Here is a 16,750-nt window from a genome sequence, read left to right on the forward strand (position 1 = left end):
GCGCGAGGAGTGCCTAGTCGTACTTGTAGAACCCTTCGCCCGTGGCAGTGCCGAGTTTTCCGTGCTCGAGGTAGTTGGTTTTGAGCAGTTCTGCGAATTTTTGGCTGGTTTCATCACCGGAACGTGAAATGTTGTACGCGGTGTTCAGCCCGACGATGTCGTAAATTTCAAAGGGGCCCTTGGGCGCTCCGGTGCCCAGTTTCCACGTCTGGTCAATGGTTGCTGCGTCAGCGACGCCATTTACGAGCAGATGGCTCGCAGACTGCAGCAAAGGTACGAGCAGCGAATTGAGCACGTATCCCGGCTGTTCCTTCAGCACCCGAATCGGGACCATCCCGGTGCGTTCGGCGAAGTTCACCACCGCTTCGTAGGCTTCGGCGCTGGTCGACGCGGTGCCCATGACTTCGCCGGTATTGTTTTGCCAAACTCGGTTGGCGTAGTGCAACGCGAGGAAGCGATCGGGCCGGCCGGTGAATCCTGCAATAGCTGAAGGAAGCAACGTCGAGGAGTTGGTGGCGAATACGGTGCGAGCCGGGGCTGATTGCGCTAGCTTCCGGTAGGTATCCTGCTTGATTTCCAGACTTTCGGGCACCGCTTCGATCACCAGGTCCGCATCTTCGACAGCCTCGGCCAATTCACTGCTCAACCGAATGGAATCGCGTGCTGCTTGAGCTTTCGTGTTGTCGCCGGCGTCAAAGTAGTCCGCGTAAACCGGGACTAATTTATCCAGCCTGGCGGCGGCGGCTTCGAGGGCAGCGTCATCGATGTCGTAGCCGACAACGGGCAGACCATGGTAGGCGGTTTGGAAGATGATCTGGGAACCAAGTACGCCGGTACCTAAGACTGTGGTGTTGTTCAGGATCATGAGCTCGTCCGTTCTTGATTTCCTTGTGAATTTATAAGCCGCGCAGGTACACCGAGATGCCTGCGCCCACATTCACTCACATTTAGTTGAGTATATTCAACTAAATGTGAGTGAAGGAACTAGCCACAACTTGTTCAACTCCCGTTGCCCGGAATTCACCTCGCGGCTGGATTGATTTGCCAATCTTAAGAGGGAATTTATGGGAAACATCAAGCTTGATGGGGATAGGGAACGTGAACCGAGTCGCAAAGAAATCTGCAGGCATTCTCGCCGCAGCCATAGTGGTGGGCGCAGTAGGCGCTGCGCCATTGACTACGGCGGGGGTCGCAACCGCCGATACCGGGAGCTACTTTGAACGGACCGCGACATACCCGGTGTATCAGAACGACCCAGACGGGGCCGCAGCCGAAACTGCCTCCGAAATCTCGACCGTTTCCGAAGATGGCAAAACCCTGATCTACTCTGACGCGCTCGCCCGCCAGGTGGGATTCGTGGATATCAGCGACCCCGCCGCACCGAAGGGTTTGGGAACGCTCCCGCTGCACCAGCTCGGTAGCCCAGAAGACGAACCAACTAGCGTTGCCGCCTATGGCGAGTACGTTTTTGTTGTAGTCAACGCCTCGGAAAGCTACTCGAACCCTTCGGGACGGGTAGACGTTGTGCGCATTGCTGACCGTACGCTGGTCCACAGCATCGAATTGACCGGACAGCCGGACTCCATCGCGATCTCCGAAGACGGAGCCTACGCGGCGATCGCCATCGAAAACGAACGTGACGAAGACGCCGGAGACGGCGGCCTGCCGCAGGCGCCCGCCGGTGCTATCGAGATCCTGGATCTCGTGGGAGAAAACCCCGAAGCCTGGAGTGTTCGCGAGGTGCCGCTGACCACGGGGACGCGCGAAGCCCCGATTGCGCTTCCGATGCTTAGCGACGCTGGATTCGACACCCCACAGGATCCGGAGCCCGAGTACGTCACCATCAATGCCAAAAACCAATTGGCGGTAACCCTCCAAGAAAACAACGGCGTAGTCCTCATCGACCTGCCCAGCGGTGACATTACCGGCGCCTTCAGCGCAGGCAGCGTTGACCTGGAAAACATAGACATCGAAGAAGACGGGAAACTGGATCCCACCGGCTCGCTGAAAGACGTTCCGCGCGAACCGGACGCGATCGGCTGGATCCAAGATCGCTACCTCGCCACCGCCAACGAAGGGGACTGGAAAGGTGGCAGCCGAGGCTTCACCATCTTCGATTCCGAAACCGGCGAAGTTGCTTGGGACGCAGGAAACACCTTCGAACGCTTGGCGCTCTCCCAGGGGCTGTTCCCGGAGAAGCGCGCTGGCAAGAAGGGGGTGGAACCCGAGGGGTTGGCGATCGACAGCTTCAACGGCGTCGACTACGCCTTCGTCGCCTCGGAACGAGGCAACTTCGTCGCGGTGTACGAACTTAGCGATCCAACCAATCCGGAATATCTGCAGACCCTGCCAACCACCAACGGGCCGGAAGGCATCCTTCCGATCCCAGGCCGGAACTTGCTGGCCGTGGCCTCGGAAACCGATGAGGCAGACAAGGGCGTACGATCGTCGATTACGCTATTCTCCTTCGGTGCAACCGAAGCGCAATTCCCCGCGTTGGCATCCAGCATCGAGAACCTGGTGCCGTTCGGAGAGTTGAGCGGGTTGAGCGACAATCCCGAAGATTCGGAGAAACTTTACGCGGTCAGCGACAACGCCTATGAACCACGCATTTACTCCATCGACACCGCGCAGCAGCCCGGGCTGATCGAGAGCTCCATGGCGGTGACCAAGGACGGTGGCCCCGCCGAATTCGATCTGGAAGGCATCGCGGCCCGTGCTGAGGGAGGGTTCTGGGCTGGGCATGAAGGCGAGGAAGGCGCAGAAAACGCGTTGCTGCGCATTGATGAAGCCGGTGCCGTCACCGAGGAAGTGCCGTTGCCTGCGGAAGTCGTCGCGGACCTCGGCGGACAGGGGCTCGAAGGTGTCAGTGTGCGTGGTGAAGGCGCAGCAGAAGAAGTCATCTTCACCCTGCAGCGTGAAGTGCCAGGCGAAGACTTCGTCCGCATCGGCAAATATGTTCCTGGCTCTGCCGAATTCACCTGGTATGGATACCAGCTTGAGCCCGCCGGTGACGATGGATCGTGGAATGGGCTTTCGGAAATCACCGAGCTTCCGGACGGATCGTTCGCCGTCATCGAGCGCGACAAGCGCAACGGTGAGAATGCCCAACTCAAGGCCCTGTATAAGTTTGAGCTTCCAGAAGGTGTGGCTGGTGAGGTCACCATGCTGGAAAAGGAACTAGCAGTCGACGTGCTTCCGGTGCTTGAAGCGACCAATGGCTGGACCCAGGAGAAGCTCGAAGGCCTGGCCATCGCCGGTAGCGGTGATGCGTATATCGTCACCGATAATGATGCGGTGGATGATGCCAGCGGCGAGACGGTGTTCGCTAATTTGGGTGCGGCCGAAGGGGTCTTTGGGTTAAACGAGCGCCCTGTTGAGTCGCAGGCTCCGGATGAGACCAATGCACCGGACGAGTCGGCATCACCGGAGGCTTCGCCCACGGCCGAGCCTTCCCAGCACCCAGAAGTGAATGAAACCCCGAACGAAGAAACCACGGAACCCAAGCAGGAACAAAGCTCCGAACCGACCACAGAACCCTCTGAGGGGGAGTCTGAGCAGCGCAAAATCGATAGGCTCGCCGACACCGGGGTAAACAGTCTCTGGCTGATTCCGGTCGGCCTAGTTGCCGCAGGATTAGGACTCGCGGCCGCAATCAAGAACTCGCGTGCTCGTCGATAGTTCTTGAAAAACCAGCGGTAGTCATTGCAAGGCATCGGGTCTGCTTGGAGATATTTCCGAGCAGGCTCGAAATCTTGTTCAGGGCAGCTCGGCTCGGTAGGCGAGGCGCGGAGAAACCTTGACTTTCCATCATGGAAAGACAAGACTTTCCTTAATGGAAAGTAGGGTGTGATGGACAGCGGAAAGCATGTGGCGGGCAACTATGAGCCGCGCGAAGCACTGGCCGAAATAGAGGATGCTTCGGAGGCGATGGTAGGTGCCACGGAGGCGCCGCGTAAAATCATGTATGCCATGCTGGCTTTCGTGGCAACGATCTGTGCATTGGCGAACTACGTGTCATGGCCGGTCTTCTGTGCGCTGCTTCTGCTGATCATTCCTCTGGGTTTCTGGTATGTCCTGCTGATGCGCAAGCGGCCCAAGGCGCGTCCGATTCTCAGGCATTCAGGCCGCTACATGGGCTATGTTCTTCTTTTTATGTTGACCTTGCAGGTCGCTAGCTTCTGGGAACCTGGGTCCTGGGGCGAGGTGGGCCTGAAATGGCTGGCGCTATTTGGTGTTCTGTGTTTGTGCATGACCGGTATGCGCACGGCAACGATCAAGAATCGGCTCAAAGACGCGAATGAGCGCGATGTCTAATCACGGGGAGTTCAATGAACTAATTCATGCCCCAATCCGTCTGCGCATCTGCGCCAGCTTGGCTCCACTCAAATATGCCGAGTTTGCTCAACTGCGTGATTCGTTGGGAATTGCCGATTCGGTACTGAGCAAGCATTTGAAGCAGCTCTCCGAGGCCGGATTTATCGACGTGGAAAAATTCTCGAAGGGTGGGCGAAGCCATATGCGGCTAATGCTCACTCCCAACGGGCGGCAGGCTTATGTCCGCCATGTCGCAGCGCTTCGGGCGCTAACGGAAGGTAGCTACTAGTCTTTGGGCGCCCGCGTGGCGGGGCTGCCGACTTGAGGCCAGGAGGCGCGTTGGCATCACGCTATTGCTTCACGAACGTGGAGCTTGAAACGTTTCCTCATCTTGCCTCAGGTGAGCCGAGCCGTAACGTGTTTTGGCTCCGGCCGGGATTGGGCATTCTGAAAGCCGATTCGGCCGTTTGCCAACGATCCTGAGGTTTGGGACTAGCCGTGATCAGAATATTGGCGTTTTCGCTAGATAGCGGCAAGCAGCCGCTGGTAGCGCAGCCAATTGCTTTTGCTCCACGCACGCGAAAACCGTGGCTCCGAAACTTTCAGAACCACGGTCTTAGACGCTGACTAGCTTGAATGCGAGAGATTAGTGAGCGGCGCTCTTCTTCGTGCTGGAGACAACGACGGCGATAATCGCCGCAACGACTGCTCCGACCAGCAACAGCTTGCCGCTCTTGCAGGACTTCTTTGGCGCGCCCAGCTTCTGCTGCGCGGTCTTCACCGCGTTCTCAACGGATGAACGGGTGCGCTGCGCGGCCTTCGAATTGCCACTGACGCTTTCGATCAGGTTGGCGCCCGCGTTGCCGATAGCTTCACCGTTCACTCCGGAGATTGCGTTATTCCACGTCTCGCGAAGATCCTTCGGGATTTCTGCCTTGGCTGACTTAGCCAACTTGTTCAGCGATTTCTCGACTTCTTTGAAAGTCTTGGCAGTCTTTGACATTTTTACCCTACTCTCGTTGAGGATCCCGTGGTTTGTTACTTTTTGGTAACTCGGGCCACTCAATCTACCCTAGCCAGCCCGAAGATAACTCTCAATAGTGGAGGGTTTAGCTCATTGCGAACTCACAGCGTACGCGAGGCTGGTCTTGAGTTCTCGCAACCAAACTGGGCATCCAGCGTATCTGAAGATTGCGGTGCAGCGTGTTGAGCCGGTCGGCCCCGGGAGCAAAGCCAACGCGCGCCTTGGAATGCAACGCAGTTTGGTGCATCCCCGGCCAGGAAGCCACTCAATGAGCCGTCCCCATGCGGTTTGCGAGATTCCTCCAGCAAGCAGCCCGACGGCCACCCGTATAGTCGTTCTGCGCCAAGTCAAGGACAAAGGATAGAGTGGGTGCGTGACTGAGCAGACTACCAAAGCAAACCATTGGGTCCGAGCCGCGATCGCCCTACTTGACGCAGATGCGAACCGCAGTGCCGACACCCACCTCCATGTCTTTCCGCTGCCAAAGCAGTGGGGAATCGACCTGTACTTGAAGGACGAATCGGTGCATCCCACCGGATCGCTCAAGCACCGTTTGGCTCGCTCATTGCTGCTCTACGGTTTGGTCAATGGCAAAATCGGTGAGCACACCACTCTTGTGGAGGCCTCTAGCGGCTCCACCGCGGTATCCGAAGCGTATTTCGCCCGCATGCTCGGCCTGCCTTTCATTGCTGTAGTACCCCGGACTACCAGCAGGGAGAAAATTGAACTCATCGAGTTCTATGGCGGACGCTGCCACCTCGTCGATGCCGCCGGCGAAGTGGATCTTGCGGCCCGGCAGCTCGCCGAGGAATCCGACGGATATTACCTGGATCAGTTCACCTACGCCGAACGAGCCACCGACTGGCGCGGGAACAACAACATTGCCGAATCCGTGTTCTCGCAGCTTTCGGCCGAACGCCACCCGATTCCTTCATGGATCGTGGTCGGCGCCGGCACCGGCGGCACCTCGGCGACTTTTGGCAGATACGTGCGTTACCGCCAGCATGACACCCAAGTTGCCGTGGCCGATCCGGAAAACTCATCCTTCTACGAGGGGTGGCGTACCGGAAATATGCAGTACTCCACCGGGCTCGGGTCGCGGATCGAGGGGATTGGCCGGCCCAGCGTCGAGCCGTCCTTCGTGCCCGGGGTCATCGACCAGATGATCCAGGTGCCCGATGCGGGCTCGCTGGCTGCCATGTACCTGCTGCGGGCGCACACCCGGCACTGGACCGGAGGGTCGACGGGAACCAACCTCTACGCGGTCTTCCAGATCATTGCAGGCATGCTCGAACGCGGGGAAAAGGGAAGCATCGTGACGCTCATTTGCGACTCCGGCGAGCGCTACGCCAACACCTATTACAACCAGCAGTGGCTGGACGCCCAAGGTTTGGACCTCGCACCGCACCGCGCGAAGCTTGAAGGATTCCTGGACTCCGGACGGTTCGAAGGCTAATCGGCGTCCGGGCGCAGCACCGGCATCAGGCCCAAGGTCTTCTTGCGTTGATGCACCGAGAAGTACTTCAGCCCGTGGACTCCGGCGACGAAGTGCCGCCTGGAACGTGCCGGAAGGTAGAGCACGTCGCCGAGCTTCAGCGAGATCGAATTCGTTTCGGTGTGCAGCGTCCCGGTGCCCTCGAACACGTGGATGAGCACGTCCAGTTCCGGGCCGCGGTGTTCGCCGATTTCCTGGCTGGGCGCCAGCGCGATGACATTCGCATCCAGGTCGCGGCTCTCCGGTTCGAGCTTCCAGATGGCACCGTCTACCGTGCTGCCTTGTTCGCCGAGCCAGGCCGTGTTCGTCATGATGCGCGGCGCCGGGGTGCTGGCGAGCTTGGTGATGATGACTTCCCAGTCTCCGCCAATCCGTTCGGTCGCCTCCCAGATATAGGTGCCGGGGAGGTTGCGTTCGAATTCCGCGTGAAGGTTCACCGGTTCATGGTCATTGAGCAGGCTCAGGTACCCGCCGGTGGGCAAGGAGTCGTAGGCCTCCATGATTTTTCCGTGGCGTTCGGGTTTCGGGATGTTCCGCGCATCGACCACGTGACTGCTTGACTGTTCCTCCACTGCAACCTCCAAGGTTTCGCTCGCCTGCCCGCTGGTTGCCTCTAGCCTAGTTGCTATGAGCCCGGGGCCGCCCGTGGCGTATTACGATGAAGCCAGATCAGCAACATCTCCGGTCAGATGCAGGAGCAATACCGTATGAACCAGGCAACCTCGGATTCAAGCGCCGCGCCCACCGCGAACACCGTGGCGCAGTTCAAGGCAAACCTCGCCTCGGTCCGCGGGCGCATCGCGGCGGCCGAACTCGCTGCCGGGCGGGCGCCGGGCAGCGTGCGACTGCTGCCGGTGACCAAAACGGTGCCCGAAGAGCGGCTGCGCCTGGCGATCGCGGCGGGCATGGACTGGCTGGGGGAGAACAAGGTGCAGGAGGCCGCGCGCAAGGCGCAGAACCTCGCCGACATTCCGGGGCTCAAATATTCGGTGATCGGCCACCTGCAATCGAATAAGGCCAAGGACGTGGCCCGCTTCGCCGACGAATTCCAGGCTTTGGACAACCTGCGCCAGGCCACCGCGCTGCAGCGTCGGCTGGAACTCGAAGACCGCACCCTGGATGTTTTCGTGCAGGTGAACACCTCGGGCGAGGAAACCAAATTCGGTTTGGACCCAGCAGCGGCCCCTGAATTCTTGCGTTCGCTGCCGGGCCTGGACCGGCTGCGGGTGAAGGGGCTGATGACCCTTGCGATCTTCTCCTCGGACCGGCAGGCGGTGCGTACCTGCTTCACCACGCTGCGGGAACTGCGCGATCGGCTGCGCGAGCAGGCGCCCGAGGGGATCGGGTTGGAAGAATTGTCCATGGGGATGAGCGGGGATTTCGAGCTGGCCATCGCCGAAGGCGCGACCGTGGTGCGGGTGGGCCAGGGGATCTTCGGTGCTCGTGCACTGCCCGATTCGCATTACTGGCCGGGCTTCGCCGGTTAGCGGTTAGCCAGCCGGCGCTTTTCTCTCGTAGGCTGAGCGTTATCAACCGGTGGAATCCGGCCCCTTGTTTGCAGGAGGAAATTAATGCCTACCGTCGCCGAACACATGATCGAACAGTTCCACACCCAGGGTGTCAAGCGCATCTACGGGGTTCCGGGAGATTCGCTGAACGGGCTGACCGATGCGCTGCGCGAAAACGGGGAGATGGAATGGATCCATCATCGCCACGAGGAGGGCGCCGCCTTCGCCGCAACCGCCGAAGCCGAACTCACCGGGGAACTGGCCGTCTGCGTCGGTTCCTGCGGGCCGGGAAACCTCCACCTGATCAATGGGCTCTACGACGCGCAACGCTCCCGGGTGCCGGTGCTGGCCATTGCCGCGCAGATCCCCACCGACGAGATCGGGTCAAACTATTTCCAGGAAACCCACCCGGTAGAAATCTTCCGCGGCTGCTCGGTCTACGCCGAACAGGTCTCGGACCCCAAGCAGTTGCCGCGGATGCTGCGCATCGCCATGCGCGAGGCGATCGAAAAGCGCGGGGTTGCGGTGCTGGTGATCTCCGGAGACGTGGCGCTCTCCCAAATGGAACGCAGCGGAACCCAAGCGATCGTCAAGACCAACCCGCGGGTGCTGCCCGATGACGCGGAGCTTGCCCGCGCCGCGCAGCTGCTTGAATCCTCGGCCAAGGTCACCATCCTGGCCGGGGCCGGCACCGCCGGGGCGCACGCGGAGGTGATGGAGCTGGCCGATCGGCTCGCCGCCCCGATCGTGCACTCGATGCGCGGCAAGGAGCATATCGAATACGAGAACCCCTTCGACGTGGGGATGACCGGGCTGCTCGGCTTCGCCTCCGGCTACCGGGCGATCGAGGAATGCGAGGTGCTGCTGATGCTCGGCACCGATTTCCCCTACCAGCAGTTCTACCCGCAGCATGCCAGCATCATCCAGGTCGATCTGCGCGGGGAACAGCTCGGCCGGCGCACCACCGTGGATGTGCCCCTGGTGGGCACGGTGAAGGACACCGCCGCGGCGCTGTCGGCGTTGCTGCCCCGGCAGGGCAAGCGCAAGCACCTGAACGACGCGCTGGAGCACTACGCGAAAACCCGCACCAAACTCGACGAGCTGGCCACCCCCTCGCGCGGCAAGGCGGCCATCCACCCGCAATACCTGGCCCGGCTGATCGACCTGGCAGCGGATCAAGACGCGATCTTCACCGCCGATGTGGGATCCCCGGTGATCTGGGCGGCCCGCTACCTGAGCATGACCGAAGACCGCCGGCTGCTCGGCTCCTTCAACCACGGCTCGATGGCCAACGCCCTCTGCCACGCCCTGGGCGCCCAGGCAATCGACCGCACGCGGCAGGTGATCGCCTTCGCCGGGGATGGCGGGCTGACGATGATGCTCGGCGAGCTGCTGACCGCCACGCAGAATAAGCTGCCGATCAAGGTGGTGGTCTTCAACAATTCCTCGCTGAACTTCGTGGAACTCGAAATGAAGGCCGCCGGCTTCGTGACCTATGCCACCGAGCTGGAGAACCCCGACTTCGGTGCGGTGGCCAACGCCGCGGGGCTCAAGGGCTTCCGGGTGGAGGACTCCGCGCAGCTCGAGGCCACGGTCAAAGAATTCCTCGCCCACGACGGGCCGGCCTTGCTGGACGTGGTCACCGACCGGCAGGAAATGTCGATGCCGCCAAGCATCAAGGTGGAGCAGGCCAAGGGCTTCGCGCTCTATGCCATCCGCACGGTGCTCTCCGGGCGCGGGGACGAATTGTTCGATCTGGCCAAGACCAATTGGCGCCAAATGTTCTAGCACCGGGATCTATGCCTATGCTTAAAGCCGGGCCCGCGTGAGCGGGGCCGGCTTTTGCAGCGAGCACCACCAAACAGAAAGAGGCGCAGGCGCTTTGATAACTTCGCAACCGGCCGCGGCCCAGGCGGCAACCACCGAGGATTTCGCCCGGAACTTGGCGAGCGTCAACCAGAAGATCGCCGCCGCTGCCGCCCGGTCCGGCCGCGAAGCCGGCGCGGTGCGCCTGTTGCCGGTCACCAAAACCATCGAGCCTGCCCGGCTGCGTCTGGCCATCGATGCCGGGGTGGACACCTTGGGGGAGAACAAGGTCCAGGAAGCGCTGGCCAAATACGAGGAATTCGCCGCCGACTACCCGGATCTGCGCTATGCGGTCATCGGACCGCTGCAGGGCAATAAGGCGAAGTTCGTGGCCCGCTTCGCCCATGAGTTCCACGCCCTGGATTCGCTGAAGCTCGCCGAAACCCTGCAGCGTCGCCTCGAAGCCGAGGACCGCAGCCTCCAGGTCTTCCTCCAGGTCAACACCTCGGGCGAAGAAACCAAATCCGGGATCGACCCCAGCCAGGCCTCCGCGCTGCTCGAAGCCATCGCCCCGTTGGACCGGCTCATCCCGCGCGGGCTGATGACCATGGCAGCGAACACCACGAACGAGTCCTCCATCCGCGCCAGCTTCGCGCTGCTGCGCACCACCGCGGCGCAGCTGCGTGCCGGAGGAGCCCCCGAAGGCTTCGACCAGCTTTCCATGGGCATGAGCGGGGACTTCGAGCTGGCCATCGAGGAAGGCGCCACCGTGGTGCGCGTGGGCCAGGGGATCTTCGGCGCCCGCCAGTACCCGCAGGCGAACGCGTGAGCGGCTTTGAGCTAGACACCCGCCCGGTCGCCGCCGTGGTGCTCAGCTCCCAGCTGGCCTACGGTTCGGTGGGCAACAACGCCATCGCCCGAATGATCGAATTGGCCGGGCATCGCACGGTGGCGGTTCCCACCGTGCTGCTCAGCAACCTGCCGCACTATCCCTCGGTGGCCGGCGGCCCCATCTCGGATCAGTGGCTTGGCGCGATTCTGGAGGACCTGCTCAACCGCGATGCGCTGCGCGATGCCAGCTATGTGGTCGTCGGCTACCTGGGGGCGGCCAGCCAGGGGCGGATCATCGCCGACTGGTTCCTCGCCGCCCGGGCTCGCTACCCGAAGCTGCGGCTGATCCTGGATACCGCCTTCGGAGATACGGACGTCGGGCTCTACGCGAGCGAGGAGGTCGCCTCCAGCTATGCCGAGCACCTGATCGAGCATGCCTGGCTGATGACGCCGAACTGCTTCGAGCTCGCGCTGCTCACCGAAACTCAGATCCACGACGAACAAGACGCGGCCAACGCGGCCTTGGACCTCATGGAGGCCGGTCCCGCGCATGTGATCGTCACCTCCGCGCCCACCGACGACGAAGATTTCATCGGCTGCCTGCTCGCGATGGACGAGGAAGAGCTCGAGCAGTTCGACACCGGCCGGATTAGCACCGAGGCCAAAGGGGCAGGGGACTGCTTCCTGGGCCAGCTCACCGGTGCGCTGCTCTCCGGCCTCGCCCTGCCCGAGGCGGTGTCCCTCGCGGTCGCCGGAACCTCCGAGGCGTTGGCCGGGGTGCACCCGGCCTTCGCGGTGCAAGCGGGCTGAAATCACTTACCCACAGTCCGCCGGCGCGCGCCTAAAATGTCGGTTCGCCGGCGGACACTGGAGCTAGGGCACATCTTGTGTCCGGGCGTCGGGCAAGACGACGCGGAACACGCCGAGGAACATCTCACATGAAGAATTTTTAAACCACATCGACCATCCTCGAGGCTGTGGACAAGTTTTGGCCGACCGCGAGAAATCGGGGTTTAAATGACCGTTAATATCCACAGCGGCTGTGGACGGCTCGGTGGATGAATGACATACTTGTAATACATCATCTTGTGGCCACTTGACCGGCCAAACACAAGATGTAGTATTGAACCCGTTGGTGAGTGAAACACCGAAAACACCCCATAGACAGCAATTTGGGGCATCCGAGAGGGTGGCCGGAAGCACCAGGAAATGGTGGAGTCCGAGCCAAAACAAGGACTTTTAAAAAGGGGAAACAGGGAAATGGCAATCACCGTTTACACGAAGCCGTCCTGCGTGCAGTGCAACGCTACATACCGCGCTTTGGACAAGCAGGGCATCGAGTACAACAAGGTAGACATCTCGCAGGATGCCGCCGCCCTGGAGCACGTCCGCGGCCTTGGCTACCAGCAGGCGCCGGTCGTTATCACCGACAACGATCACTGGTCGGGTTTCCGCCCAGACAAGATCGCTACCTTGGCCGTAGCCAACTAGTCGGCATCCGGGCCCCGCACGGGGTCCAAGGGAACTTACTCGTCGACCACCTAGCGGAGGCGAAGAAATGCCACCAGCAGCAGTTGCCGATCGACGGCAAAACGCTGAGGCTCACGAAGCCAAGGTGTACACCGATACCAACTTGATTTACTTCTCCTCGGTATCGGAGAACACCTTGCGCTTCGTAGAAAAATTGAATTTCAGTGCGGCTCGCATCCCGGTTTTTGCAACCGAACCGCAACTGATCGCAACGGCACCGTATGTATTGCTCATACCAACCTACGGCGGCGAAAGCGGGAAGCGTTCAATCCTTCCCCAGATTTTGAAATTTCTGGGTCACGAAGAGAACCGCGCAAACTTGCGTGGCGTGATTGGCGCAGGGAACACGAACTTCGGCGAGTACTACTGCATCGCGGCCAAGAAAATTGCTGCCAAATGCGACGTACCCGTTTTGTACACATTCGAACTTATGGGAACGCCGGAAGATGTTCTCAACGTCAATGAAGGGCTTGAAACCTTTTGGGCACCAGCGTCGCACAAGAAGAAGTAACGATGAATGACACCAAAGAGCTCCCCGCAAATATGCAGGGCCTGAGCTACAACGATCTGAACGCCATGCTGAACCTCTACGGTCCAGACGGCAAGATCCAATTCGAGGTGGACCGCTACGCAGCCCGCCAGTACTTCTTGGATCACGTGAACAACAACACCGTCTTCTTCCACGACCTGGACGAGAAGCTCGAATACCTGGTGAAGCACGAGTACTACGAGCGTGAAACCCTCGACCAGTACTCGATGAACTTCATCCGCGATCTGTTCAAGCGCGCCTTCGCCAAGAAGTTCCGCTTCGAAACCTTCCTCGGTGCCTTCAAGTTCTACACCTCCTACACGCTGAAGACCTTCGATGGCAAGCGTTACCTGGAGCGCTACGAGGACCGCGTGTGCATGGTTGCCCTGCATCTGGCCCGCGGCGATGAGCAGCTTGCTACGAGCCTGGTCGATGAAATCATCGCCGGCCGCTTCCAGCCCGCAACCCCAACCTTCCTCAACGCCGGCAAGGCGCAGCGCGGCGAACTCGTCTCCTGCTTCCTGCTGCGCATCGAAGACAACATGGAGTCCATCGCCCGCGCGGTGAACTCCTCGCTGCAGCTGTCCAAGCGCGGCGGCGGCGTGGCGCTGTCCCTATCGAACCTGCGTGAGCACGGTGCTCCGATCAAGCAGATCGAGAACCAGTCCTCCGGCGTCATCCCAGTGATGAAGCTTCTTGAAGATTCCTTCTCCTACGCAAACCAGCTTGGTGCACGTCAGGGCGCAGGCGCGGTATACCTCAACGCCCACCACCCGGATATCCACCGTTTCCTGGATACCAAGCGCGAAAACGCCGACGAGAAGATCCGTATCAAGACCCTCTCCCTTGGCGTGGTCATCCCGGATGTCACCTTCGAACTTGCCCGCAAGAACGAAGACATGTATCTCTTCAGCCCGTATGACGTGCAGCGCGTCTACGGCGTGCCGTTCAGCGAAATCTCGGTCTCCGAAAAGTACGAAGAGATGGTCGATGACTCGCGCATCAAGAAGACCAAGATCAGCGCCCGCGAGTTCTTCCAGACTCTGGCGGAGATCCAGTTCGAATCCGGCTACCCGTACATCATGTTCGAGGACACCGTAAACCGGGCGAACCCAATCGAGGGCCGGATCACCATGTCGAACCTCTGCTCGGAAATCCTCCAGGTTTCTTCGGCTTCGGAGTTCGGCGACGACTTGAGCTACTCGAAGGTCGGCAAGGACATCTCCTGCAACCTCGGCTCGATGAACATCGCCAAGGCCATGGACGGCAAGGATATCGCCGGCTCGGTGGACATCGCGATTCGCGCCCTGAGCGCGGTATCGGATATGTCCTACATCGCTTCGGTGCCGTCGATTGCCGATGGCAACAAGAAGTCGCACGCCATCGGCCTGGGCCAGATGAACCTGCACGGCTTCTTGGCCCGCGAGCACATCTACTATGGCTCCGAAGAAGGCATCGACTTCACCAACATCTACTTCTACACGATCCTGTTCCACGCGTTGACCGCATCGAACAAGATCGCCATCGAACGCGGCGAAACCTTCGACAACTTCGAGAACTCGCAGTATGCCTCCGGTGAATTCTTCGACAAGTACACCTCGCAGCAATGGGCTCCGGCCACCGAGCGCGTGCGCGAACTCTTCGACGGAATCCACATTCCTACCCAGGAAGACTGGAATGCGCTGAAGGCTTCGGTCATGGAGCACGGTATCTACAACCAGAACCTCCAGGCCGTTCCGCCGACCGGCTCGATCTCGTACATCAACAACTCGACTTCCTCGATCCACCCGGTCGCCGCGAAGATCGAAATCCGCAAGGAAGGTAAGATTGGCCGCGTTTACTACCCGGCTCCTTACATGAACAACGAGAACATCGATTTCTACGAGGACGCCTACGAAATCGGCTACGAGAAGATCATCGATACCTACGCCGCTGCAACCCAGCACGTGGATCAGGGCCTGTCGCTGACACTGTTCTTCAAGGACACCGTGACCACTCGTGACATCAACAAGGCGCAGATCTACGCATGGCGCAAGGGCATCAAGACCTTGTACTACATCCGCCTGCGCCAGCTTGCGCTGGAAGGTACCGAGGTCGAAGGCTGCGTTTCCTGCATGCTGTAGCAGTAACGCTCTACAATGTGACTCATTCGCTCCTTGACTTGGAAGAGATCCGCAGCAAGGGGCGAATGACCGTTAAAAGAATTTAGGAGCCGTGGTGGTACACGACTCCTAAACCGCCTCGCTTTGCGTGGCATTCCAATAGCAACTGGAGTGTCTGACGATAGCAAGTTTTGTGCATAAAGACCAAACCTTGTGAGCGAGGCGATATAGGAAGCCACTAAAAGGTGTGCTGAATTATCGCCGAGAAATCGGCAGAAAGGAGCCACTTAAATGGCTCAACGAGTGAACCGTAGTTCAAAATCCGGAAAATTTGTCTCCAAAGCCGCTGCTGCTCGCTGGCCCGCGAAAACAACCACGGAACGTGTTGGTAGTGGTACTAAGAACGAAAATACGGTTGCGCGGTCTTCGTCGACTGGCCGATTCGTGCCCAAAGTTGAGTTGAAGACTAATCCTTCTGGGACAATTGCTCAAAAGGTCTAAGATAAACTCGTTGTGGTGAGCCTCCGAGCGGAGGTTCACCACCACGTGCTGTGTATGTCGATGCCACGTGCGATGCGTGGCTTTGGAAGGAATAATGACTGAAAAGCTGAAGCTTTCCGGACACGTCGAGGCTATCAACTGGAACCGTATCCAGGATGATAAAGACGTTGAGGTTTGGAACCGTCTAGTCAATAACTTCTGGCTACCGGAAAAGATTCCGCTGTCCAATGACATTCAGTCTTGGGGAACTCTTACCGCGGCCGAGAAGTTGCTGACCATGCGCGTCTTCACCGGCCTGACCCTGCTTGACACGCTGCAGGGTACCGTCGGCGCAGTTTCGCTGATCCCGGACGCGCTGACCCCACACGAAGAAGCCGTGTACACCAATATCGCCTTCATGGAATCGGTGCACGCAAAGAGCTACTCCTCCATCTTCTCTACCTTGGCTTCCACCAAGGAGATCGATGAGGCATTCCGCTGGTCCACGGAGAATGTGAACCTGCAGAAGAAGGCTCAGATTATCGAGAGCTACTACCATGGCGAAGATCCGCTCAAGCGCAAGATCGCCTCGACGCTACTGGAATCCTTCCTGTTCTACTCGGGCTTCTACCTGCCGATGCACTGGTCCTCGCACGCGAAGCTGACCAACACCGCAGACCTGATCCGCTTGATCATCCGCGATGAGGCCGTTCACGGTTACTACATTGGCTACAAGTTCCAGAAGGGCCTGGAAGGTGCAAGCGAAGAGCGCAAGCAGGAGCTGAAGGACTACACCTTCGAACTCATGTATGAGCTGTACGAAAACGAAGTTCAGTACACCCACGATCTCTACGATCCTGTAGGCCTGTCCGAGGACGTCAAGAAGTTCTTGCACTACAACGCCAACAAGGCGCTGATGAACCTGGGCTACGAGGCAATGTTCCCGGCAACCGTCACCGACGTATCGCCAGCTATCCTGTCGGCATTGAGCCCGAATGCCGATGAGAACCACGACTTCTTCTCCGGCTCCGGATCCTCCTACGTGATCGGCAAGGCCGTGAACACCGAAGACGAGGACTGGGACTTCTAAGCGCTTAGTCTCTTCCTGGCAACGGCCCCGTTTCTCAA

The 16,750-nt window shown here is 59.7% G+C and carries 15 protein-coding genes; 12 read left to right on the forward strand and 3 right to left on the reverse strand.

All coding sequences use genetic code 11. The features are described from left to right. Positions 1-13: 13 nt before the first annotated feature. Positions 14-865, reverse strand: coding sequence for a 3-hydroxyacyl-CoA dehydrogenase (locus CQ015_RS00125; RefSeq protein WP_105552214.1), 852 nt, complete (start codon positions 863-865; stop codon positions 14-16). A 233-nt stretch (positions 866-1,098) separates the two neighbouring features. Here CQ015_RS00125 and CQ015_RS00130 point away from each other — a divergent pair, with 233 nt between their 5' ends. The 3 genes from CQ015_RS00130 to CQ015_RS00140 all read left to right on the forward strand — a co-directional run bounded on the left by CQ015_RS00130 (position 1,099) and on the right by CQ015_RS00140 (position 4,606). Next, entirely contained in the window at positions 1,099-3,681 is a 2,583-nt protein-coding gene (locus tag CQ015_RS00130; RefSeq protein ID WP_105649080.1) for an esterase-like activity of phytase family protein, read from the forward strand. 171 nt (positions 3,682-3,852) lie between these two features. After that, positions 3,853-4,317, forward strand: coding sequence for a hypothetical protein (locus tag CQ015_RS00135; RefSeq protein ID WP_105552212.1), 465 nt, complete (start codon positions 3,853-3,855; stop codon positions 4,315-4,317). Continuing rightward, on the forward strand, positions 4,310-4,606 hold the full coding sequence (locus tag CQ015_RS00140) for a transcriptional regulator (protein ID WP_308727274.1): 297 nt from the start codon (positions 4,310-4,312) through the stop codon (positions 4,604-4,606). Before CQ015_RS00135 ends, CQ015_RS00140 begins: the two co-directional genes overlap by 8 nt. A gap of 357 nt (positions 4,607-4,963) precedes the next feature. On the opposite strand, the gene CQ015_RS00145 is transcribed toward CQ015_RS00140, so the two are convergent. Further along, complete coding sequence (locus CQ015_RS00145) at positions 4,964-5,320, reverse strand: hypothetical protein (protein WP_105552210.1); 357 nt, start codon at positions 5,318-5,320, stop codon at positions 4,964-4,966. A 394-nt stretch (positions 5,321-5,714) separates the two neighbouring features. Here CQ015_RS00145 and CQ015_RS00150 point away from each other — a divergent pair, with 394 nt between their 5' ends. Further along, a complete protein-coding gene (locus CQ015_RS00150) occupies positions 5,715-6,797 on the forward strand; it encodes a PLP-dependent cysteine synthase family protein (RefSeq protein ID WP_105552209.1) in 1,083 nt (360 codons plus the stop codon). Here the strand turns inward: CQ015_RS00150 and CQ015_RS00155 are convergent. Further along, complete coding sequence (locus CQ015_RS00155) at positions 6,794-7,408, reverse strand: DUF2249 domain-containing protein (RefSeq protein WP_146112402.1); 615 nt, start codon at positions 7,406-7,408, stop codon at positions 6,794-6,796. The two genes, CQ015_RS00150 and CQ015_RS00155, sit on opposite strands and share 4 nt — an antisense overlap. A 135-nt stretch (positions 7,409-7,543) precedes the next feature. Between CQ015_RS00155 and CQ015_RS00160 the strand changes: the two genes are divergently transcribed. From CQ015_RS00160 to nrdF, 8 genes are all read left to right on the forward strand, one after another. Further along, positions 7,544-8,323: a YggS family pyridoxal phosphate-dependent enzyme gene (locus tag CQ015_RS00160; protein ID WP_105552207.1), complete on the forward strand. Its 780-nt coding sequence runs from the start codon at positions 7,544-7,546 to the stop codon at positions 8,321-8,323. Positions 8,324-8,407: 84 nt separating this feature from the next. Continuing rightward, the gene (gene poxB, locus CQ015_RS00165; protein WP_105649081.1) at positions 8,408-10,132 is read left to right on the forward strand and encodes a ubiquinone-dependent pyruvate dehydrogenase; all 1,725 of its coding nucleotides are present in this window, start codon (positions 8,408-8,410) and stop codon (positions 10,130-10,132) included. A gap of 94 nt (positions 10,133-10,226) precedes the next feature. Then, positions 10,227-10,979 (forward strand): YggS family pyridoxal phosphate-dependent enzyme, encoded by a 753-nt coding sequence (locus tag CQ015_RS00170; RefSeq protein ID WP_308727275.1) that lies wholly within the window; start codon positions 10,227-10,229, stop codon positions 10,977-10,979. After that, positions 10,976-11,791 (forward strand): PfkB family carbohydrate kinase, encoded by an 816-nt coding sequence (locus tag CQ015_RS00175; RefSeq protein ID WP_105552205.1) that lies wholly within the window; start codon positions 10,976-10,978, stop codon positions 11,789-11,791. The genes CQ015_RS00170 and CQ015_RS00175 overlap by 4 nt, the downstream gene beginning before the upstream one ends. A gap of 450 nt (positions 11,792-12,241) precedes the next feature. Next, positions 12,242-12,472, forward strand: coding sequence for a glutaredoxin-like protein NrdH (nrdH, locus tag CQ015_RS00180; RefSeq protein WP_096284911.1), 231 nt, complete (start codon positions 12,242-12,244; stop codon positions 12,470-12,472). A gap of 67 nt (positions 12,473-12,539) precedes the next feature. Then, a complete protein-coding gene (gene nrdI / locus CQ015_RS00185) occupies positions 12,540-13,022 on the forward strand; it encodes a class Ib ribonucleoside-diphosphate reductase assembly flavoprotein NrdI (protein WP_096284909.1) in 483 nt (160 codons plus the stop codon). 2 nt (positions 13,023-13,024) lie between these two features. Continuing rightward, positions 13,025-15,163 carry a class 1b ribonucleoside-diphosphate reductase subunit alpha gene (gene nrdE / locus CQ015_RS00190; RefSeq protein WP_105552204.1) on the forward strand — a complete coding sequence of 713 codons (2,139 nt, stop codon included), beginning with the start codon at positions 13,025-13,027 and terminating at the stop codon, positions 15,161-15,163. A 574-nt stretch (positions 15,164-15,737) separates the two neighbouring features. Continuing rightward, a complete protein-coding gene (nrdF, locus tag CQ015_RS00200) occupies positions 15,738-16,712 on the forward strand; it encodes a class 1b ribonucleoside-diphosphate reductase subunit beta (protein WP_105649083.1) in 975 nt (324 codons plus the stop codon). The last annotated feature ends 38 nt before the right edge of the window (positions 16,713-16,750 follow it).

This window comes from Arthrobacter sp. MYb221 (genome assembly GCF_002979835.1).
Lineage (GTDB): Bacteria > Actinomycetota > Actinomycetes > Actinomycetales > Micrococcaceae > Glutamicibacter.